The organism is Moritella viscosa, assembly GCF_900120065.1.
Classification (GTDB): Bacteria; Pseudomonadota; Gammaproteobacteria; order Enterobacterales; family Moritellaceae; genus Moritella; species Moritella viscosa.
Map to the genome: position 1 here is coordinate 57,857 of NZ_FPLG01000053.1, position 23,276 is coordinate 81,132.

The following is a 23,276-nucleotide window of genomic DNA, read 5'->3' on the forward strand; positions in this document are numbered from 1 at the left end:
AAAAAAATTTAGCAAATGCATTCATCCTATGGACTCCCTTCAAAGTAGCTCGTATACATGGGATACGAGCCGTGACTTTTTTGGCCTATAAGTCTTAATAAGATTAGCTTATAACGACATTCGCGGCGCGATACTATTTTTTAGTAATGTTATAATCGCGTAATTTATTTGCAATGGCAGTATGAGATACGCCCAAGCGTTTCGCCAATTGACGCGTGCTTGGGTAAGACGGGTATAAGCGTTGCAGTAATAGCTTTTCAAAGCGTTTACATGCTTCATCTAATGAGCCATCAAACAAATCTTCATCATAACTTTCATTCTTCGTTTTCGGTAAATTTAAATCACACGGATTTAGCGTATCTCCTTCTAGCAAGGTCAATGCGTGATATAACACATTACGTAATTCACGCACGTTACCAGGCCAAGAATAAGATTGTAATAGATCTAATACATTGCGGCTTAGCAGCGGCTTAGTACGCTGTAGTTCATGACTGAAGACTTTACAAAAAGAATGACATAGCGGGATAATATCTTCTTTACGTTCACGCAGAGCTGGTACCGTCATTGATAATACATTTAAACGATAATATAAATCTTGGCGGAATTTACCTTCGCTGATTAATTTAGCCAGATCATTTTGTGTAGTGCAAAAAATACGTACATCAACATATACCTCTTGCTCATCACCAACCCGTCGGAAACAACCTGTTTCTAATAAGCGTAAAAATTTAGTTTGCAAGTAAGGTGACATATCACCAATTTCATCAAGCAATACCGAACCTTCATTCGCAAGTTCAAAAATACCACGTTTGGTTTCACCATCATCAGTGACCACACCAAACAATTCAGACTCTGCAACCGCATCAGGCACCGCCGCACAGTTTAATGCTAAAAATTGATTTTGTGAGCGCCCACTTGCTTGGTGACAGGCTTTAGCAATAAGTTCTTTACCCGCACCTGTCTCACCTAAAATCATTAATGGCGCATCGAGCATGGCTAACTTTTTCGCGGTGTTGATTAAGGCGTGCATTTTATCGCTTTTGGCGAGAATCTCATCAAATGCAGCAAACTGGAAAGTACGTAAGAAATTAAACTGCTTACCAATGCGGTCAACAGATTTGAGAATAATCACCGCACCAACGAGCTCATCAGGCGTTGCTTTTGATCGTGCTATTTGATTAATGTCACTGCTAATACTCAAGGGTAATATATCACCCAAAAAATCTTCATCCAGTAACGTTAGCTTTTGTGTTTGCGCACAAACTTCATCTGATTCCAGCCACTTTAAGATAGAGAAGCCTTTCACGAAGTTGCTAATACAATGGCCTTTTACCTGCGACTCAGATAATCCAAGCGCAGTCAATGCGGGTGTGTTAACCAAAGACACGGAGCCTTTAACATCAACTGAAAATACGATATCAGGTAAGTTAGTCATCAAAGTCTGAATTTCTTGGTGCTCGAGTTCAGAAGGCAAATAGCCAACTGTTTTCACATCACATACACCACTGATACGACGCAGACTCGTCATCAATGCCTGTAAATCAGAAAATTCTAAATTAGGTGATTTAATAAATACCCGGTCGGGTTGCTGGATCTCAATCGCGGATAAATTAATATCTCGAGCTAAAAAGCAATCAAGGATCTCTCGACTAATACCGACTCTATCTTCACAAACTAATTCCAAACGCATTACTGTAACCACCATAAAGTTCTATGCGAATATAATAGCATGTAAACACAAGCCCTATCGTCAATAAAAATACTGCCACTAAGATTAATATAGTCCGAATACCTGATTTGAATAAATCGCTTAATAATACTGCTAAATATTACTCGTTCACGGTAAAAACTTGCTGATATAATTAAAATTTTTACATCATATTGCAATAAACTTAACTATTATGATGTAAAAGACACAGATTAACTTGGTTGAACATTGCCTTAGTGATAAATTAGCAAGGTAAGTAATCGTGATAAAACAATATGCATATTCCAAAATTTATTAAATATATACTACCATTGACCGTTATTTTGTCCTTAACGGCATGTGATAACCAAACCCAAATAAAACAGGACGGTCTGTCTTATTGCACGGAGGGAAGCCCGTCTTCATTTAACCCTCAAACGGCCACCTCAAATGTAACACTTGATGCGACGACGAGCCAACTCTACAACCGTCTGCTATTTATTGATCCCAATACGCAGCAATTTAAGGCTGGATTGGCCATCGATTGGGAAATATCTGAAGACCGTCTCTCCTATCGTTTTTTCTTGCGGAAAAATGTACAGTTTCATCAAACTGATTATTTTACACCAACACGACCATTTGACGCCGATGATGTTATCTTTAGCTTCTCGCGAATTTTAGATGAAACGAATCCTTATCATGATGTTTCTGCTACTGGTTACCCTTTCTTTGAAGGCATTGAATTAGACCAGCAAGTCCAAGCACTCGTGAAGATTGATGATTATACGATTGAATTTAGACTCGTCCGACCTGACTCTTCATTTATCGCCAATTTGGCCAGTGATTTTAGTGTCATTTTATCCGCTGAATATGCCGATACTCTGATTGCGTTAAATAAACAGGCCGATATAGATAACCTGCCTATTGGTACTGGTCCATTCAAATTTAAAGAATACCGTACTGATAATTTTATTCGCTATCAAAGGCATGATGATTATTGGGGAGACAATGCCAAGATCAAACAATTGATTTTTGATATCACCCCGAATGCATCATCTCGCTTAGCGAAATTACTGACTCAAGAATGCGATATCATGGCTTACCCTGCGGCCAGCCAGGTTGAAATGATCAGTGAACATGACCGAGTCAACATATCAGTAGAGACAGGCTTAAACGTCGCTTATTGGGCATTCAATACCGAAAAAGCACCGTTTAACAATCCCAAAATTCGCCGCGCATTAGCGCACACAATCAACCAAGATACCCTATTACAAGCGGTGTACTACAATACCGGAGTCAATGCTAAATCGATTTTACCGCCAGTTTCTTGGGCCTATAATCCTTACCTTAAAAATTATAAATATAACCTTGCATATGCGCGTCAGCTATTGACCGAAGCTGGTTATCCGAATGGCTTTAGCATGGACATTATGGCGCTAAAATCATCACAAGTTTATAATCCCGATGCAGTTAAAATGGCTGAGCTTATCCAAGCTGAATTAGCACAAATAGGTATCGACGTAAGAATTATTAAATATGAGTGGCAGCTCATGGAAAAAAAATTACAACAGAGTGAATATGACAGTTACCTATTAGGTTGGGTTGCTGATAATAATGATCCTGATAATTTCTTTCGCTTTCAATTAAGTTGCAACGCAATTAACACTGGGTCGAACTATACCCGCTGGTGTAATTCAGAGTTCGATGAATTAATTAATCAAGCAGTCACTGAAACAGAATACATTGAACGCGTAACACTCTATTATCGTGCTCAAGAAATTATTCAGCAAGAATTACCACTCATTCCACTGGCACATTCGTTACGTTTACATGCCTATACAAGTGGATTGAAAGGCGTTGAAACGACTGCTTTCGGTGGCATCAATTTCATTAATACAGTACGGCAGTAACTCATGTTTTTTTATATAATAAGACGCATTAACCTGTTGGTCATTACGGTCGCAGCATTAACCGTCATTGGTTTCTATCTTCGAACCCGTGTAGTCGGTGATCTAGCTCTAGATGGGAATTTATTCAGTAATTATTTAGATTATTTGATGGCAATTTCACAAGGTGACTTGGGAATTACCACGGGTACCGGTCAACCCGTTTTCGATGAAATATTAACTGTATTTCCCGCAACATTAGAGCTTTGTTTTAGTGCCTTCATATTGTCTATTTTAATTGGTGTACCCATTGGCACAGTAGCTGGGATGCAAAGAGGTAGTTCACTCGACAGCACCATCATGGGTATTTCTCTGTTTATCTTTTCCATTCCGGTATTTTGGTTAGCATCGTTAGTCATGATGTACTTTGCCCTTAACTGGAATTGGCTACCCGTTACAGGTCGACTGAACTTACTTTATGAGATTGACTCAGTAACCGGCTTTATGCTTATTGATACACTTATTTCTGATAACCCGCATAGTCAAGATGCATTTTACGATGCGCTTAAACACTTACTGTTACCGACAATTGTATTAGCAACGGTACCTACCACGGAAGTTATCCGTCAAATGCGTAACCACGTCAGTGATGTCATGAAGCAAAAATACATTAAAGCCGCTGCCAGTAAGGGGTTAAGTAAAACCCAAATTATCCTGCGCCATGTACTGCGTAATGCAATCCCGAACATGATTCCGCACCTTGGCCTGCAATTTAGTACTGTATTAACGACAGCAATGGTCACTGAGGCTGTATTTTCATGGCCAGGTATCGGTCGCTGGCTAATTAACAGTATTTATCAGCAAGACCATGCTGCTATTCAGGGCGGGATGTTAACAGTGGCCATTTTTGTTGTCACCGCAAATGTATTAACCGAAATATTAACAGTTGTCATTCATCCAATTCGCAGGAAAGAACTTTATGCCCAACATTAATGTTTTTGCGGATGAACATATTCTTTCTCCTACCGAGCAGACTTGGAAGCATTATTCATCCCAACAAATTGCGATGGCCGCGTTATGGGCGCTTGGTTTTTTATTTTTCTTAATGGTTTTTGCACCTTTAATTGCCCCCCATGAACCAGATCTACGACAAGCCCATTTGCTCTTACAGCCACCCTCATGGGATGAACAAGGCACTGTGGACTATTTCTTTGGTACTGACGATTTAGGCCGAGACGTACTTTCACGGTTATTATATGGCTTACGTTTAACCTTTGGTAATGCCCTACTGATTAGCTTTATAGCCTTAATCATCGGCACAACGATTGGTATTACTGCTGCAATCAGCCGTGGCCTGCTATCCAGCACCTTGCATCATATAATGGATACGGCATTATCGATTCCGTCGTTATTACTTGCGATTATTTTTATTTCAATACTTGGACCAGGCTTGGATCACAGCTTATTAGCTATTTTACTGGCTTCTATTCCACAATTTATTCGCGGTGTATATTTATCGGTTTATCAAGAACTACAAAAAGAATACATCATTGCACTCAAACTTGACGGTGCAAATAATTACCGCATTATTCGTTATGGTGTGTTTCCAAATATCATTGAAACACTTGTAAACTTACTTACTCGAGCGATCTCGTCAGCTATAATTGATATAAGTGCATTAGGGTTTTTAGGCTTAGGTGCACAACGTCCCCTTTCTGAATGGGGCACGATGCTATCGGGGGCTACCGACCTTGTGTTTATCGCACCTTGGACCGTTGTGCTACCCGGCCTAGCGATTTTAGTCACTATTTTCATTGTTAATGTCGTTGGCGAAAGTTTAAGACAATCTGTTATTGCGGGAATTGACTAATGGCACTACTCGACATTCGAAATCTCACCATTGAAATTGAAACACCACAAGGTACCTTAAAGGCGGTAGACCGATTTAACCTTACCCTGAGTGATGGCGAAGTACGTGGGCTAGTTGGTGAATCAGGTTCAGGAAAGAGTCTTGTTGCAAAAGCAATTATGGGGATAACCAAAGATAACTGGCGTATTCGTGCAGACCGCTTACGATTAGGTGATATCGATTTACTTAACTTAACCCCTGTACAGCGTCGCCGAGTGATGGGCAAAGAAATTGGCATGATCTTTCAAGATGCAGCCGCGCATTTGGACCCATCAGAAAAAGCCGGCGATCAGCTTGCAGAGGCCATCCCGTGTGATCAGTTTACCGGCCATTTTTGGCATCGCTTTAACTGGCGTAAAAAACAAGCCATTGCCCTACTGCATAAAGTCGGTGTAAAAGATCATAAAAAGGTGATGAATAGCTATCCTTTTGAGCTCTCTGAAGGTCTCTGTCAAAAAGTGATGATAGCAATGGCTATTGCGAAAAAGCCCCGCCTGTTGATTGCTGATGAGCCGACAACTGCAATGGAGCCTAAAACGCAAAACCAAATTTTACGTTTACTCGATAAACTCAATAAGTTATCACACACCACTATTCTTCTTATTAGCCACGATTTAGAAACCGTGAGTTTATTAGCTGATAATATGACGGTGATGTACTGTGGGCAGATGGTTGAAAGTGGCACGATAGATCAAGTCTTTAATCATACCCACCACCCTTATACTGCAGCATTATTACGTGCCAACCCCGATTTTAGTCAGGTGCCACATAAAGGCCCTTTAAATACCTTGGCTGGGCAGGTTCCGCTCTTACACCATTTGCCAATTGGTTGCCGACTTGGACCCCGTTGCCCTAATGCTCAAAAAAGCTGTGTAATGACACCACCAATGAAAAAGGTAAAAGGCCATATGTTTAGTTGCCATTTCCCGTTAAATGTAGATGAACTAAAAGGTAAGAAATGTCAGAAAAAATAATCGACATCGCAGCGGAAAAGCGTATGCAACCTTTACTGCGTGTAGAAAATTTAGGGAAAATCTATATCAATCCAACGGGTTTTTTTAAACGCGAAGAAGTCGTTGCGGTTAATAATATTTCATTTAATTTAAACCGCTCAGAAACACTCGCGATTATTGGTGAAACGGGTTCGGGTAAATCGACGCTAGCACGTTTACTGGCAGGTATAATCCCGCCGACTAAAGGTAATATTTATATTGATGGTTGCAAGCTAGATGACAGCAACACAGACTTACGTTGTCGTTCGATCAGAATGGTATTTCAAGATCCAGAAACATCACTTAATCCCCGCACCAGTGTCGGTCAGATTCTAGATGCGCCATTACAATTAAATACGGATATGTCGGTAAACAAGCGCGCAGAAAAAATAACCGAAACACTACGCTTGGTCGGTCTACTACCAGAATATGCAACCTTCTACCCACCGATGTTATCGAGTGGTCAAAAACAACGTATTGCACTGGCCAGAGCGCTTATTTTAAATCCGAAAATTATTATTGCTGATGATACATTATCAACGCTGGATATATCCTTGCGTTCACAAATGATCAATTTAATGCTAGAGCTACAAAAAACTATTGGTATCTCTTATATTGTTGTTACCCATAATATGGGCCTAGTTAAGCATATAAGCGACAAAATGATTGTGATGCATCAAGGGGAATGCATCGAGCAAGGTAATACAGAGCAGCTATTCTCTCAGCCTACCGCAGCATTATGTGGACAGATATTATCTAATCAATATAACATGAAGAAACATAGCTGCTAATGTCCTTATTTTTCCGAATAGCGACTAACTTCATTAATATTTAACTCTGCTTTTATATCTTCAAACGCCTCGGCACGTAAGAAAAACCGCCACGTCTGACGTGGCACACGCTGCTTAATAATATTCTCACTCACGATTAAATATTCGGTGCTTGCGATATTAGTTATCACCGTCACCTTCTGACGACCTATCACAAAATCCGCGGGCACATGCCGACCATCTCTCAACATGCCAAATTCTGTAAACACTAATAACTGAGGCTTACCATAAAAATCGTCAGTCGAAATCCATTGTCCTAGGATCGGGTTATCCTTTGGAAAATAAAACCATGCGCCAACAAGTAACAGAAAAACAATACCGATAAATGTAAGAATGTATTTAATCATAAGCCACTATTATAATTGATAAATTGAGATAATTTCTAGATATACTCGGCATAAAAAAAAGTCTCGATGCAATATAAATCACACCGAGACTTTAACATCACTCAGAAAACGACGCGATAAGGGCCGCACTAAGACACTTTAATTTATGTTTACTCTGCAGCTTCAACTACTGGGTAAGATACGTCAGCTGCTTTGATCAGCGTTTGTATTAACATTTCATAGTCAGCTTGTGCATTAATATTTTTTAATGTATCAGCTAAACGTGTCGCTTCTTCTGCTTTCATTTCTGCACCACGAACAGATGTGAACTTAAGCAGTGTCACATCGCCATTCAGTGATGTTTCAGTGGCAACACTAACTTGCTCTGCAGCAGGTTTCGGCATTGAGAATAATTTGCTCAATACTTTAAAGTCCGCTTTTGTATAATCAAAACGACTTAACCATTCAGGAGCAGTAAAGCTGGCATCAACCATTGCTAGTTCAGCATCAATACTTTCACCCGCATCAACCTTAGCAGATACAGTATTCATAAAGCTTCGCGCTTTTTGCTCTGCCTTCGTTGCTTTTAAACGTTCTACAATTTCATCATTTACATCCACTAATGATTTCGTTGTTTGTGGTTTATATTCGTTAATACGAACCACAATACTTTGCTCATCAGAAATGTTAATGATTTCAGAGTTTAGCGCTTCGGCAATAAAGTCTTGGTCGAATAACGTTGCTGCAACTTTTGGATCATTCAAGGGAGCAGGAATCGCATTCGCAGAAAATAACTCTGTTGACACAATTTTTAAACCCGTTTCTTCAGATGCCACATCCAGTGAATCAGGTACTTCAAATGCTTGCTCTGCTAATGTTTCAGCTAACTCATCAAAATGGGTGACAGCTTGCTCATTCTTCAAACGTGTTTCAATTGTTGCTTTAACGTCTGCAAATGCTTTTACTTTACCCGGTTCAACCGCTAATAATTTAATGATATGGAAACCAAAATCACTGCGCACTAGTTCAGTCGTTACATCACCGTCATTCTTCAATGCAAATGCTGCCGTTTCGAATGCCGGATCCATGATATCTTTTTCTAACCAACCCAGGTCACCGCCATTTTCACCGCTAAATGTATCATCAGATGATGATTTAGCTAATTCAGCAAAGTCTGCACCTGATTGAATTTTAGCCAATAAATCTTGTGCCTTTGCTTCAGCAGCAGCTTCATCATCATTGAATGTAACAAGGATATGTGCAACTTTACGCTTATCTTCTTGAGTATAAGATGATACATGTTCGTTATAGTAATTCTCAGCCGCATCCGCGTCTAATTCAATACCTGCACTGATGTTCTTCATATCAACTAAGATATAATCAGCTGATACTTGCTGTTGCGTTTGAAAGAATGCCTTATTGTCTTCGTAATAACGACTCACTTCAGCATCAGTCACCACCACATCGCTAGCAAATTTATTTACTGGAACGATAAGTTGGCTTAATTCACGCTGTTGATTTTGTAACGCAGCTAACTGTTTAACTTCACTTGGTAAACTAAACTCTGAGTTGACTAACGCATCTGTTAATTGTTGTTGTGCAAAATCAGTACGTAAACGTTCAACAAATTGTGCTGGCGTCATGCCGCTTTGACGTAATAAACTAATATAACGTTCATCATTAAATACGCCATCCGTTTGAAATTGCTCCATAGAAAAAATATAACTACGGATCTTTTCATCACCAATGCGTAACGCTAAATCATCTGTCATTTGCTGTAATAAATTTTGAGCAACTAACGTATTTAATGACTGTTGACGAACTTGATTTTGAAACTCTGGTTGTTCCCAACGCGCGGCAAATGATTCACCCTGTTGAGACTCTAAGCGAGAACGATCAGTTCTAACTTGTTTTTCAAGTGCTTGCTTTGAAATATCAACACCATTCACTGTCGCAGCGGATTGGTAACCACCGCCACCTAGATAGCTACTCACACCAGCAAGGGCAAACGTAACGATCACTGCGCCTAAAATAATCTTAGCACCCGGTCCTTGTGAACCTTCGCGAAACTTCTCTAACATAATTGTATTCTCTAAACTGCAATACAGTAAAAGCGCACCTCATGGTGCGCTTTTACTCAAAATTAAAATCAATAGCTTAAGATTTCAACGCGTCTTTTAATAACTTCCCAGCTTTAAATACGGGAAGTTTAGATGCTGAGATTTGAATCTCGGCGCCGGTTTGTGGATTACGACCAATACGTGCAGCACGATCGCGTACACTAAAAGTACCAAAACCAACTAAAGTTACAGATTCATCTGCTACTAGTGTTTCTGTTACAGATTCGATCATTGCATCAATAGCACGGCCAGCAGCAGCTTTAGAAATATCAGCTTTAGCGGCAACAAAATCTATCAGTTGAGCTTTATTCACTTTCTTCCCCTATAAAATATGACTAACGTTAATTTCGTTTATAACAAGGTTAGAGTGACTATTCAAGTCTGGGTAGACACTCTAACCTAATCAATCACACTATTTTGATACAACTTCAAAACCGGCGGGACTATTCTCTAGCGCAAGCTCTAGGACTTCCTCAATCCAACGAACAGGATGAATCTCAAGATCGCCAATTACATTGGCAGGGATCTCTTCTAAATCACGTTCATTTTCTTTTGGAATCAAGACACGCTTAATACCACCACGATGTGCTGCTAGTAGCTTCTCTTTCAAGCCACCAATAGGTAGTACCTCACCTCTTAACGTGATCTCACCAGTCATTGCAACATTTGCACGGACAGGATTACCCGTTAAGCTAGACACAAGAGCGGTGCACATAGCAATACCCGCACTTGGACCGTCTTTTGGTGTAGCACCTTCAGGAACATGAACATGAATGTCACGTTTTTCATAAAAGTCGCCATTGATACGTAACTTATCCGCTCGAGAGCGAACAACCGTCATCGCAGCTTGGATAGACTCTTGCATCACTTCACCCAATGAGCCGGTATAGTTCAGCTTACCTTTCCCAGGAACAGATGTTGTTTCGATAGTCAATAAATCACCACCGACTTCTGTCCACGCTAGACCTGTTACTTGACCAACACGACTTTCGCCTTCAGATTTACCAAAATCAAAGCGTTGCACGCCTAAATATTCAGATAAATTATCTTGGTTTATCGTCACAGATTTAAGTGATTTGTTTAGCAGTATTTGCTTCACAGCTTTACGACATAGCTTTGAAATTTCACGTTCAAGTGAACGTACGCCCGCTTCGCGAGTGTAATAACGGATAATACCCATTATCGCACTATCTTCAATGGTAATTTCTTTTGCTTTTAAACCATTACGCTCAATTTGCTTGTCCAGTAAATGCTGTTTAGCAATATTCAGTTTTTCATCTTCGGTATAGCCCGATAAACGAATCACTTCCATACGGTCAAGCAATGGACCTGGAATATTCATTGAATTTGATGTTGCGACAAACATTACATCAGACAAATCATAATCAACTTCAAGATAATGATCATTGAACGTTGTGTTTTGTTCTGGGTCTAGAACTTCCAGTAATGCCGATGCAGGGTCGCCACGCATATCCGATGCCATCTTATCAATTTCATCTAATAAGAATAATGGATTGCGCACTTCTACTTTCGCCATTTTCTGGATAAGTTTACCCGGCATAGAACCAATATATGTACGGCGATGTCCACGAATTTCCGCTTCATCACGTACGCCACCCAATGCCATACGAACATACTTACGTCCTGTTGCTTTCGCAATCGATTGACCTAACGAAGTTTTACCTACGCCTGGAGGACCGACAAGACAAAGAATTGGGCCTTTGAGTTTATTAACTCGGCTTTGTACTGCCAGATATTCTAAAATACGTTCTTTTACTTTATCCAAACCATAATGATCTGCATCGAGTACTTCTAACGCTTTAGCAATGTCTTTTTTAACTTTTGAACGTTTCTTCCAAGGAACTGAAATCATCCAATCGATATAACTACGTACTACAGTGGCTTCTGCAGACATAGGAGACATCATTTTCAATTTATTTAACTCAGCGATGGTCTTGGTTTTCGGTTCAGCAGGCATCTGCGCTTGCTCAATTTTCTCAGCCAATTGTTCAAATTCATCAGTACCATCTTCAGATTCACCAAGCTCTTTTTGAATCGCTTTCATTTGCTCATTCAAATAGTATTCGCGCTGGCTTTTTTCCATCTGCTTTTTAACACGCGTACGAATTTTCTTTTCAACGTGTAATAGGTCGATTTCAGATTCCATCTGTGCCATTAGGAACTCAAGACGTTCTGCAACGTTACTTAGCTCTAATACCACTTGCTTGTCTTCTAATTTTAATGGCATGTGAGCAGCCATTGTATCAGCAAGACGCGCAGCTTCATCGATCGCCGTCACTGAAGTTAAAACTTCAGCAGGGATCTTTTTGTTTAATTTGATATAACCTTCAAACTGGCCAATTGCAGATCGAATAAGTACATCTTCTTCTTCATCAGATACTGATTCAGAGATAATATATTCAATCTCGGCTTGGAAGTAATCATCGCTATCACTCAAGCTATTTAATTTTGCTCTTTGTGTGCCTTCGACCAATACTTTAACCGTACCATCAGGCAATTTTAACATTTGTAAAATATTAGCGACTGTACCCACGCTATTCAGATCATCAACTTGGGGATCATCTTGAGCTGCATCTTTTTGTGCAACTAAAAATATTTGCTTATCTGTATCCATTGCGGCTTCAAGACAACGAATTGACTTTTCTCGGCCAATAAACAAAGGGATTACCATGTGGGGATAAACCACAACATCACGCAATGGCAATACAGGTATATCTACGCGTTCCGTACGCTCAAAACTCATCTTGTCCTCACTTATAAAACTGGACTAAGGGCTAATATTGAATATATAGGGGTTATTACTCAACAATCAATGCTAGGGGCTAAAAATATGAAAAATAATATAAAAAAAGGGGCATTGAGCCCCTTTTTAATATTAAGTGTTTAAAAATCTAACACTAATCTGCTGACACAGCCTTGTTATCTGTATTTTCATAAATCAAAATTGGTGCTGATTCAGCATTAATTACAGATTCATCAATCACAACTTTGCTCACATCTTCAACAGAAGGTAGATCATACATCGTATCCAGTAAAATGGCTTCTACAATGGAACGTAAGCCACGAGCACCCGTATTTCGAGACATCGCTTTTTTTGCAATTGCAATCAACGCATCTTCACGGAACTCTAGGTCAACACCTTCTAAATCGAATAGTGCAGCATACTGTTTAGTCAGTGCATTTTTCGGTTCTGTTAAGATCTGAATTAATGCAGCTTCATCAAGTTCTGTTAATGTCGCAGTCACTGGTAAACGACCGATAAACTCAGGGATAAGACCGAATTTAACCAAATCTTGTGGTTCAACTTTAGCGAAAACTTCAGATAAAGTTGCTTTCTCTGCTTCACCTTTCACTTCAGCTGTAAAACCAATACCACTATTAGTGTTAGTACGCATTTCAATAACTTTATCTAAACCAGCAAATGCACCACCACAGATGAATAAGATCTTAGATGTATCTACTTGTAAAAACTCTTGCTGAGGATGCTTACGACCACCTTGTGGCGGTACTGAAGCAACAGTCCCTTCAATCAGTTTTAACAATGCTTGCTGAACACCTTCACCCGACACGTCACGAGTAATAGATGGATTATCAGATTTACGCGAAATTTTATCAATTTCATCGATATAGACAATACCACGTTGGGCTTTTTCTACGTCATAATCGCATTTTTGCAATAATTTCTGAATAATATTTTCAACATCTTCACCAACATAACCTGCTTCAGTTAATGTTGTTGCATCAGCCATAGTAAAAGGTACATCAAGAATACGTGCTAGTGTTTCAGCCAATAATGTTTTACCACTACCAGTTGGACCAATTAACAGGATATTACTCTTACCTAGTTCTACACCATTTGATGTATCGCCATTGCGTAAACGCTTATAGTGATTGTATACCGCAACAGCTAACACTTTCTTAGCATGCTCTTGACCAATGACATAATCATCGAGCTTGCCACGAATTTGATGCGGTGTCGGTAATTCATCACCTTCACGTTTAGGTGCAATTTCTTTAATCTCTTCACGAATAATATCGTTACAAAGATCAACACATTCATCACAAATGTAGACAGATGGGCCGGCAATTAACTTACGTACTTCATGTTGGCTTTTGCCACAAAAAGAACAATAGAGTAATTTTCCGTTATCCCCACTTTTTGTTTCTGTCATTCGATAACCTCATATTACAGGTAAAAGCCCAATGCCTAATCTTCATTATGGCTAAAAGACAATCGACCTGTCAAAAATTACTTAATCACGTTTTGTTATTACTGAATCAATCAGACCATAATCCATCGCTTCAGCTGACGTCATGAAATTATCACGGTCCGTATCTGTAGCAAGGCGATCATACTCTTGACCAGTATGTTCAGCTAATATTTCATTTAATTTACGCTTAGTTTTAATAATTTCATTCGCGTGAATTTCAATATCAGATGCTTGGCCTTGATAACCACCTAAAGGTTGGTGGATCATGATTTTAGCATTCGGCAATGCGTGACGCTTACCTTTTTCACCACCAGCAAGTAGGAACGCTCCCATACTCGCAGCCATGCCCATACAAATCGTAGACACGTTTGGCTTAATAAATTGCATGGTGTCATAAATTGACATGCCAGCACTAACAGAACCACCTGGAGAATTAATATAAAGGAAAATATCTTTATCTGGGTTTTCTGATTCTAAGAAAAGTAACTGTGCAACAACAAGATTCGCCATATGATCTTCGACCTGGCCAGTCAAAAATATTACACGGTCTTTTAAAAGTCGAGAATAAATGTCATAAGAACGCTCACCTTTAGCTGTTTGTTCAACAACCATAGGTACTAACGCGTTTGACGGCGACTCTGTGATATTATTAAAGAATTGTGACATATTATCATCCCTAAATAAAAATGGCCCAAGTGAAATACCCCCCACTCGAGCCATTATAGCGCTTAATTACGTATTTTGTTCAATCTAATAAACAATTATGCGTTTTGAGTCGCTTTATTCATTAGCTCTTCAAACGCAACTTCTTTTTCTGTTACATTTGCTTTTTCTAAAACTAAATCAATAGCTTGGTCTTCAACCGCTACATTACGAACGTTTTCTAGTGCTTGGTCGTTGTCTTTGTAGTGTGCGATAACTTCAGCTGGATCTTCGTATGCAGAAGCCATAGATGCAATCATGTCTTGAACACGTGCGTCATCAGCTGTGATTTCGTTTACTTTGATGAATTCACCAAGAACTAGACCGATTTTAACACGACGGCTAGCTTGCTCTGTGAATAGTTCATCAGGAAGTTCTGGTGCGTTTTGTGGTGCCATTTGGCCAAAACGTTGCATCGCTTGTTGACGTAATGTAACGATTTCTTGCTTAATTAATGCAGCAGGAATTTCGATATCATTTGCTTCAACTAGTGCGTCAAGCACTTTAGTTTTTGTGTCAGCTTTGATAGCTTGCTCAAGTTCACGGCTCATGTTTTTGCTGATTTCAGTTTTTAGAGACTCAAGCGTACCGTCTTCAACACCAAATTTACCAACGAATTCAGCGTTAATTTCTGGTAACTCTTGTGCTTCAACAGCATTTAGCGTGATAGCGAAGCTTGCAGTTTTACCTTTTAGGTTTTCTGCATGGTATTCTTCAGGGAAAGTTACTTCAACAGTGAACTCTTCGCCTGCAGATTTACCTACGATACCTTCTTCGAAACCAGGGATCATGCGACCTTGGCCCATAGCTAGTGTAAAGTCTTCAGCTTTGCCGCCTTCAAATTCTTCACCGTCGATGCTACCGTTGAAGTTAATTTTAACTTGGTCGTTAGCTTCAGCAGCGCGATCTGCAGTAACCCACTCAGCGTGTTGCTTACGTAAAGTTTCGATCATGCCATCAACATCAGTGTCTGTTACTGAAGATACTGATTTTTCGATTTCGATTGCTTCGATACCAGCAACTTCAAACTCAGGGTAAACTTCAAGTGTTGCAGTGAAAGAGAAGTCTTCGCCTTCTTTAACTTGTGCAGGTTCAAGTGTTGGTGCGCCAGCTAAGTTTAATTTTTCAGCTACGATTGCTTCGTAGAAGTTACGTTGCATGATTTCACCAGCAACTTCTTCAGCTACTGCAGCACCAAAACGTTTTTTGATTACTTTAGCTGGTACTTTACCTGGACGGAAACCATCGATACGTTGAGTTTTTGCTAAACCACGTAAACGGTTTTCTATTTCTTTGCTAACTGTTGCAGCTGGAACTGTGATAGTTAAACGGCGCTCTAGGCCTTGAGTCGTTTCTACAGAAACTTGCATTTAGATACCTCTAATGAATTTATTAACATTTCCAACTGGAAATTTATGACGCGATATTATAACTAGCAGCAAGAATAAAATCGAGCATTGCGACTCTAAATAACGCTTTAATATTTTTATTTGCTTATAATGTATGGATGAAAAGTCAAAATTCAAGAATAAAAATGATTTTTATGAATAAATAAGATGAAAAACAGTAAATTTACTGTTTTCAATATTACGTTTGGTTAATTACTCACCATCCCTTTATTGCGTTAACCAATCCCCATCACCAACGACAAATAGCTCGTATTTAGGTAGTAGCGTTAAAATTTAGAATTTACACTATAATAAATTTTAAGCTGTGCACATCAATGTTCTTTGAATCACCAACAAAAAAATTTAGGAATTGCTATGACTCTTATCGAAATTGAACGTACCTTTTTAGATTTTTCGAATCAACTGGAATTACTCAAAGAAAAATATCCCAATCCAGAAATGATTCAGCATATTGATAATCTAATGACAGATGCACAAATCATCAAATTGAAAGTTATGCGCCTAGACAGCGTTCAAGAACAAGACAAATTAGACCTCTCGCGTTCAGTCGCGAATCACATAACTAAATTGCAGAAACAAATTACAACGCTAAAACAATCATTTGAAGTCGTCACCTTTGAGGCATAGTAAAAGATAGAAACGAAATTATCTAAGAAACAAAGTCACACATTTAATATTTCTGTAACTATACTTTGGCAAATAACAGTGAATTGTTAGATGCTTAGGGCTGTAGCAGCGAATTAACACAATTCATTCATTATCTAATCTATATCGTTATGGATAATTTTGAGGGAGGTTATGTGCGCTTATTCAAACTAAAAAAAATAACAAACACATTTATGCTAGGGATAGTTTCAACACCATTATTTGCTCAGCAATCAAACATAAATATGACGGAAGGGGTCACAGGGATAAGTAATACCGTATATAGTTTACATATGACAATTTTGTACATTTGCATAGCCATAGCCTTAATTGTGTTTGGCGTCATGTTTTGGTCCTTATATAGTCATCGAAAGTCCAAAGGTGCAGTGTCGGCCTCATTCCATGAAAGTACAACTGTTGAAATAATTTGGACTGCGATCCCCATCGTAATCTTAATTGGTATGGCGATCCCATCAACACAAGCACTAATCTTGATGGAAGATACCACTGAAGCAGATATCACCATTCAAATCACCGGTTCACAATGGAAGTGGCATTATCGTTATTTTGACCATGACCTCGAATTTTACAGCCGGCTTACCACTAGCCAAGCAGAAATAAACAACGAAATAGAAAAACAACCGCACTACCTTCAAGAAGTAGATAATCCACTTGTCCTACCTACGAATAAAAAGATCCGCTTTCTTATTACCGCTGATGATGTCATTCATTCATGGTGGATACCTGATTTTGCCGTTAAAAAAGATGCAAACCCCGGTTTTATTAACGAGGCTTGGACTCAAATTGACACCCCAGGAACATACCGAGGTCAATGTGCTGAGCTATGCGGTAAAGACCATGGATTCATGCCTATCGTTGTTACCGCACTTGAACCAGAAGTATTTGACGATTGGCTGGCTAAAGCACAAGTTAATGCCCAACAAGCATTACAAGCGGAACAACAAAGTTTAACGACAACTATGGACATGCCAGCCATGATGACGCTCGGAGAAGAGGTATATAATCAAACCTGTGCCGCCTGTCATCAAGTTGCAGGGCAAGGTATTCCTGGGGCATTCCCAGCATTACAGAATAGTCCTATCGCACTGGGTGATGTAGATAAACATATCAGTGTTGTTCTTCAAGGCGTTACCGGTACTGCAATGGCATCATACGCAAAACAACTAACCAAAAAAGAACTTGCGGCAGTGATCACTTACGAACGCAATGCGTGGGGTAATAATACCGGTGATATTGTACAACCATCACAAATAGATGCGGCATTAAATAGTATCAATCAGTAATTCAAGGGACAGAAAAATGAGTGAGATACAATTAAAAGATAATGCTGATCAAACCATCTTGGATGTGCCAGCGATAAAAGTACAAACAGATCACCATGGTGCTCCCCATGGATATAAACGGTGGTTATTTTCAACCAATCATAAAGATATCGGTACATTATATCTGTGGTTTAGTTTAACCATGTTTTTCATCGGAGGGGCGATGGCAATGGTCATTAGGGCCGAGTTATTCCAACCCGGCTTACAATTAATTGAACCCAATTTTTTCAATCAAATGACCACATCACACGGTTTAATAATGGTCTTTGGGGCAGTAATGCCTGCTTTTGTAGGACTTGCAAACTGGGTGTTACCACTTATGATTGGTGCGCCAGATATGGCATTACCACGGATGAATAACTGGAGTTTTTGGATCCTACCTTTCGCATTCTCTTTATTACTATTGTCATTATTCACCGAAGGTGGTGGTCCTAACTTTGGTTGGACCTTCTACCCTCCGTTGTCCACTCAATACAGTCCAGACAGCACAGCTATGTTTGTATTCTCTATTCATTTAATGGGTATTAGCTCAATTATGGGGGCGATTAACGTCATCGTTACCATCTTAAATATGCGCGCGCCGGGAATGACATTGATGAAAATGCCAATGTTCGTATGGACTTGGCTAATTACTGCATTCTTGTTAATCGCAGTCATGCCAGTACTTGCTGGCGCGGTCACCATGATCCTCACAGATAAATACTTTGGAACCAGTTTCTTTGATGCAGCAGGTGGTGGTGATCCAGTATTATTCCAGCATATCTTTTGGTTCTTTGGTCATCCCGAAGTATATATCATGATTTTACCATCATTTGGGATTATCTCAGCGATTGTTCCCGCATTTGCACGTAAGCAATTATTCGGTTACCACTCAATGGTCTATGCGACCGTATCTATTGCAATTCTTAGCTTCACCGTATGGGCTCACCATATGTTTACCGTTGGTTTACCGCTAGCCGCTGAGCTGTTCTTTATGTATTGTACCATGCTCATTTCTGTGCCAACTGGAGTGAAAATATTTAACTGGATAGCAACCCTCTGGCGTGGTTCCATTACCTTTGAAGTTCCCATGCTATTTTCACTCGCATTTATCGTATTATTTACTATCGGTGGTTTTTCGGGATTAATGCTCGCGATTACGCCCGCTGACTTCCAGTATCATGACACCTACTTTGTCGTAGCACATTTCCATTATGTCCTTGTAACTGGTGCTGTTTTTTCTATTATGGCTGCCGCTTATTATTGGCTACCAAAATGGACCGGATACATGTTTAATGAAAAGCTTGGTAAGTGGCATTTTTGGTGTTCATTAATATCCGTCAATATTCTATTCTTCCCAATGCATTTCTTGGGACTTGCAGGGATGCCACGTAGGATCCCAGATTACGCACTGCAATTTGCCGATATTAATAAGATAGTCAGTGTTGGTGGTTTCCTTTTTGGTATTTCTCAAATCATCTTTGTAGCTGTCGTGATAATGGCTATTCGCGGTGGAAAAAAGGCCCCAGCAAAACCATGGGAAGGTGCCGAAGGATTAGAATGGACCGTACCATCTCCAGCACCATATCACACTTTTGATACACCACCCGAGGTGAAATAATGACAACACCTAAAATGAAAAAGCAATTACGGCTATTAATATTCAGCGTTGTAGGTATGTTCGGCTTTGGTTTTGCACTTGTTCCTTTATATAATGTTTTTTGTGATATAACGGGGCTCAATGGTAAAGACTATAGCCGTGCATCAGCAGTACCAATAACGGCTATTGACGAATCACGTACGGTTAAAGTTGAGTTTGTCACTTATTTAAATAAACAATTACCTTGGACATTCAAACCTGAAATCAGGAGTGTTGACCTACATCCAGGCGAGCGCTATCAAGTTAGCTTCCTTGCTACCAACCAAAGCGAGCAAGATACATTTGGTCGTGCAGTCCCCTCGATCTCCCCTGGTTATGGTGCCCAATATTTGGTTAAAACAGAATGCTTTTGTTTTCAAGAACAAATGCTAACTGCAAACGAAGAAGCTATGATGCCGCTGATCTTTTATATCGACCCTAACATACCATCCGATATATCAACGTTAACCCTTGCCTACACCCTATTTAAAAATGAGCCAACAGAAGTAGCTATGCTAGGAGCCCTTTAATGCAAGATAATAATGAATATGCCAAAGCCCCAAAAAACTACTATGTTCCAGCAAGCAGTATTTGGCCTTTCGTCGGTGCTATCGCGCTCTTTATTATTGCCATCGGTGCGGCAACGACAGTTCAGCAAGTAGATAAAGACGGCAGTAACAGCGGGATACCTATTTTATTAATCGGCATTGGCATACTGTTATTCATGCTCATTAGTTGGTTTAGAAATGTGATCACCGAATCAATGAGCGGGCTGTACAATCAGCAGCTTGATCGTTCTTTTAGAATGGGCATGTTATGGTTTATTTTTTCAGAAGTGATGTTTTTTATCGCGCTCTTTGGGGTGTTATTTTACCTACGTAATTTATCTATACCTTGGTTGGGTGGTGAAGGTAACAATGCCATGACCCATGCTGTTATTTGGGCTGATTTTATACCTCAGTGGCCATTAACAATCACACCTGATGGACGCGAAACACAAGCGATGCCTTGGTATGGCTTACCGTTAATCAACACTATTATCCTGATCAGTTCATCAATAACGTTACATTTCGCCCATCACAGCCTGATAGCAAAACAACGTACAAAGTTAGTAATCTGGCTAACTATTACCGTTGCTTTGGGTGTTACCTTCTTATTTTTCCAAGCTGAAGAGTATATACATGCTTACCACGCATTATCATTAAAATTTGATTCCGGTGTATATGGGAATACTTTTTATTTACTCACTGGCTTCCATGGCATGCACGTGACCCTCGGGGTCATCATGCTAACCGTCATGTTATTTCGTATTATCAATGGGCATTTTACCCCGGGTAAACATTTTGCTTTTGAAGCGTCTGCCTGGTATTGGCATTTTGTCGACGTCGTATGGATAATTCTGTTCATTTTTGTCTATATTGTTTAACTAGCTCTGCAGTAAATCATTTAATTTTTCTATACCAAGTAAGCTAAAATTAACTATAGGCTTACTTGGTTTCGTCTTTTATCATCAATTAAGACTGCGTCTTTGACTTCCCCTACATTACTCTTTAGAATCTGCGGAAATTAGCGATGGAGAAATCAAATGGAAACTTTAACGATCACCCGCCCAGATGACTGGCACCTGCACCTTAGAGATGGTGATGTTTTAAAACATACAGTTGCTGACATTAGCCGTTACATGGGCCGCGCAATCATTATGCCTAACCTTGTACCGCCAGTAACAAATGCTAAGATTGCACAAGACTATCGTCAACGTATCTTGGCTAACGTACCAGCCGATTCTTCATTTAGTCCATTAATGACGATCTATCTTACCGATCAAACAACTGCTAAAGATATCCACGCAGCGAAAGCAACCGGTGTTGTTTATGCCGCAAAGCTTTATCCAGCTGGCGCAACGACAAATTCATCATCGGGTGTAACATCAATTAAGAATATTTACCCTGCACTACAAGCGTTACAAGATGCAGAAATGCCATTGTTATTACATGGTGAAGTAACAGATGCTGACATTGATATTTTTGACCGTGAAAAGGTTTACCTAGATACAGTATTAAAACCCGTTATTGCTGATTTCCCAAATTTAAAGATTGTACTTGAGCATATAACCACAGCTGATGCAGTTGAATTTGTAAATAATGCCAGTGACAATATTGCTGCTACCATCACAGCACACCATTTATTATTCAACCGTAACCATATGCTAGTGGGCGGTATTAAACCTCACTACTATTGTTTACCAATCTTGAAGCGTAATACGCATCAAGCAGCATTAGTTAAAGCTGCTACAAGTGGTAGTAATAAATTCTTCCTTGGTACTGACTCAGCACCACATTCTGATGACAAAAAAGAATCTGCTTGTGGTTGTGCTGGCGCTTATACATCACATGCTGCAATTGAGTTGTATGCTGAAGTATTTGAACAAGAAAATGCACTTGATAAATTAGAAGCATTCGCAAGCTTCAACGGTCCTGATTTTTATAACTTACCACGTAATGCAGACACTATCACGCTAGAAAAATCTGCATGGAAAGTACCTGAAACACTACCTTTTGGTAACGCAAAAATGGTACCGATCAGAACGGGCGAGACTATCGCTTGGCAAGTAAAATAACACCAATTTAGTTAACCTTTATCTCACATTAATCATAGCAATTTTGATAACGCTTCTATCCCAGCGTCCTTCGCTGGGATATTCATCTGCAAGCTGTTAATTAACTTCAACTTTCGTCTGTTTTCCTACCGTTTTATAAAAATATATCTATCCTTAATTATATGCTCAAAATGGGCGTTTATAACATTATCCAAGCCGTTATTTTTTAAGGTTAAATATGCAGACTTTATCTAGCACTATGCAATGCTATAAACTCTCCAAACGCTTAATCAGTTTTGTGCTGTTTAGCCTGCTCTCGATTGTCGTTTGTATAAAATTAGGGTTATGGCAAGTCTCCCGATCACAAGAAAAACAAGCGCTATTAGATATCAACCAACCGACACTCACATCACTCACTCAAATAACCGCAGGCAGTTTGCATCGGAAGGTATCTTTATACGGTTATTTTGATAATGAAGCGCCTATATTATTAGATAATCAAACTTACAATAAACAGTTTGGCTATCATTTTTACCTTCCCTTTCACAGCGATGAGCAAACAATTCTCGTTAACCTTGGTTGGCTGCCTGGCTCGGCCTCACGTTCATTGTTACCTGATATCCCACTATTCACAGGGCATTATCAGTTAGAGGGTACTTTAAGTGCACAGCAAGGTTCACCTTTGCTTCTCGGTGAGAATATCACACCTACAACACAAGGGCCTTTGGTGATACAGCGTACTGATATATCTCAACTACGAACTACGCTAAACATGCCACTCAATCCTCTACTATTACAACTAAATCCAGACACGCACATCGGTTTTATCAAAACGTGGACAATAACAGTCATGCCACCCACTAAGCATACAGCTTATGCAGTCCAATGGTTTGCTTTAGCGTTTGCGTTAAGCCTATCGAGTGGCTATTGGTTAAAAAGATATCAAACTCAATATAAGCACATGCAAGATAAGGATTAGTC

20 protein-coding genes are annotated in these 23,276 nt (G+C 39.6%); 12 read left to right on the top strand and 8 right to left on the bottom strand.

Annotated elements, in window-relative coordinates; all coding sequences use genetic code 11:
* Positions 1-133 precede the first annotated feature (133 nt).
* Positions 134-1,690, bottom strand: a complete 1,557-nt coding sequence (gene tyrR, locus BT797_RS08600) for a transcriptional regulator TyrR (RefSeq protein ID WP_045111425.1) — start codon at positions 1,688-1,690, stop codon at positions 134-136.
* A 293-nt stretch (positions 1,691-1,983) separates the two neighbouring features.
* Here tyrR and sapA point away from each other — a divergent pair, with 293 nt between their 5' ends.
* Genes sapA through BT797_RS08625 form a run of 5 tightly spaced genes read left to right on the top strand, consistent with a single transcriptional unit; the run spans position 1,984 to position 7,265 of the window.
* Positions 1,984-3,597, top strand: a complete 1,614-nt coding sequence (gene sapA, locus BT797_RS08605; RefSeq protein WP_045111426.1) for an ABC transporter substrate-binding protein SapA — start codon at positions 1,984-1,986, stop codon at positions 3,595-3,597.
* Positions 3,598-3,600: 3 nt separating this feature from the next.
* A complete protein-coding gene (locus BT797_RS08610) occupies positions 3,601-4,566 on the top strand; it encodes an ABC transporter permease (protein ID WP_045111427.1) in 966 nt (321 codons plus the stop codon).
* A complete protein-coding gene (locus tag BT797_RS08615; RefSeq protein ID WP_045111428.1) occupies positions 4,553-5,443 on the top strand; it encodes an ABC transporter permease subunit in 891 nt (296 codons plus the stop codon). Before BT797_RS08610 ends, BT797_RS08615 begins: the two co-directional genes overlap by 14 nt.
* On the top strand, positions 5,443-6,456 hold the full coding sequence (locus BT797_RS08620; RefSeq protein WP_045111429.1) for a peptide ABC transporter ATP-binding protein: 1,014 nt from the start codon (positions 5,443-5,445) through the stop codon (positions 6,454-6,456). Before BT797_RS08615 ends, BT797_RS08620 begins: the two co-directional genes overlap by 1 nt.
* On the top strand, positions 6,441-7,265 hold the full coding sequence (locus BT797_RS08625) for a peptide ABC transporter ATP-binding protein (RefSeq protein WP_045111430.1): 825 nt from the start codon (positions 6,441-6,443) through the stop codon (positions 7,263-7,265). The genes BT797_RS08620 and BT797_RS08625 overlap by 16 nt, the downstream gene beginning before the upstream one ends.
* Positions 7,266-7,270: 5 nt before the next feature.
* Here the strand turns inward: BT797_RS08625 and BT797_RS08630 are convergent, their stop codons facing one another.
* The 7 genes from BT797_RS08630 to tig all read right to left on the bottom strand — a co-directional run bounded on the left by BT797_RS08630 (position 7,271) and on the right by tig (position 16,054).
* Positions 7,271-7,651 (bottom strand): hypothetical protein, encoded by a 381-nt coding sequence (locus BT797_RS08630; protein WP_075471675.1) that lies wholly within the window; start codon positions 7,649-7,651, stop codon positions 7,271-7,273.
* Between the two features lie 149 nt (positions 7,652-7,800).
* The gene (locus BT797_RS08635; RefSeq protein ID WP_075471677.1) at positions 7,801-9,711 is read right to left on the bottom strand and encodes a SurA N-terminal domain-containing protein; all 1,911 of its coding nucleotides are present in this window, start codon (positions 9,709-9,711) and stop codon (positions 7,801-7,803) included.
* 76 nt (positions 9,712-9,787) lie between these two features.
* Positions 9,788-10,063, bottom strand: a complete 276-nt coding sequence (locus BT797_RS08640; RefSeq protein ID WP_045111433.1) for an HU family DNA-binding protein — start codon at positions 10,061-10,063, stop codon at positions 9,788-9,790.
* A gap of 99 nt (positions 10,064-10,162) precedes the next feature.
* Positions 10,163-12,514, bottom strand: coding sequence for an endopeptidase La (gene lon, locus BT797_RS08645; protein WP_045111434.1), 2,352 nt, complete (start codon positions 12,512-12,514; stop codon positions 10,163-10,165).
* Between the two features lie 154 nt (positions 12,515-12,668).
* Complete coding sequence (gene clpX, locus BT797_RS08650) at positions 12,669-13,943, bottom strand: ATP-dependent protease ATP-binding subunit ClpX (RefSeq protein WP_045111435.1); 1,275 nt, start codon at positions 13,941-13,943, stop codon at positions 12,669-12,671.
* 81 nt (positions 13,944-14,024) lie between these two features.
* A complete protein-coding gene (clpP, locus tag BT797_RS08655) occupies positions 14,025-14,648 on the bottom strand; it encodes an ATP-dependent Clp endopeptidase proteolytic subunit ClpP (RefSeq protein WP_045111436.1) in 624 nt (207 codons plus the stop codon).
* A 95-nt stretch (positions 14,649-14,743) separates the two neighbouring features.
* Positions 14,744-16,054, bottom strand: a complete 1,311-nt coding sequence (gene tig / locus BT797_RS08660; RefSeq protein WP_045111437.1) for a trigger factor — start codon at positions 16,052-16,054, stop codon at positions 14,744-14,746.
* Between the two features lie 393 nt (positions 16,055-16,447).
* Here tig and BT797_RS08665 point away from each other — a divergent pair, with 393 nt between their 5' ends.
* The 7 genes from BT797_RS08665 (at position 16,448) to BT797_RS08695 (ending at position 23,274) form a co-directional block, all read left to right on the top strand.
* Positions 16,448-16,720, top strand: a complete 273-nt coding sequence (locus BT797_RS08665) for a hypothetical protein (protein WP_045111438.1) — start codon at positions 16,448-16,450, stop codon at positions 16,718-16,720.
* A gap of 149 nt (positions 16,721-16,869) precedes the next feature.
* Positions 16,870-18,042: a cytochrome c oxidase subunit II gene (coxB, locus tag BT797_RS08670; RefSeq protein ID WP_045111439.1), complete on the top strand. Its 1,173-nt coding sequence runs from the start codon at positions 16,870-16,872 to the stop codon at positions 18,040-18,042.
* Positions 18,043-18,058: 16 nt separating this feature from the next.
* Positions 18,059-19,681, top strand: coding sequence for a cytochrome c oxidase subunit I (gene ctaD, locus BT797_RS08675; protein ID WP_244534154.1), 1,623 nt, complete (start codon positions 18,059-18,061; stop codon positions 19,679-19,681).
* The gene (locus tag BT797_RS08680) at positions 19,681-20,229 is read left to right on the top strand and encodes a cytochrome c oxidase assembly protein (RefSeq protein WP_075471679.1); all 549 of its coding nucleotides are present in this window, start codon (positions 19,681-19,683) and stop codon (positions 20,227-20,229) included. Before ctaD ends, BT797_RS08680 begins: the two co-directional genes overlap by 1 nt.
* Positions 20,229-21,125, top strand: coding sequence for a cytochrome c oxidase subunit 3 (locus BT797_RS08685; RefSeq protein ID WP_045111441.1), 897 nt, complete (start codon positions 20,229-20,231; stop codon positions 21,123-21,125). Before BT797_RS08680 ends, BT797_RS08685 begins: the two co-directional genes overlap by 1 nt.
* Before the next feature lie 159 nt (positions 21,126-21,284).
* Entirely contained in the window at positions 21,285-22,316 is a 1,032-nt protein-coding gene (pyrC, locus tag BT797_RS08690) for a dihydroorotase (RefSeq protein ID WP_045111442.1), read from the top strand.
* A 217-nt stretch (positions 22,317-22,533) separates the two neighbouring features.
* Positions 22,534-23,274, top strand: coding sequence for an SURF1 family protein (locus tag BT797_RS08695; protein ID WP_075471681.1), 741 nt, complete (start codon positions 22,534-22,536; stop codon positions 23,272-23,274).
* Positions 23,275-23,276: the final 2 nt, after the last annotated feature.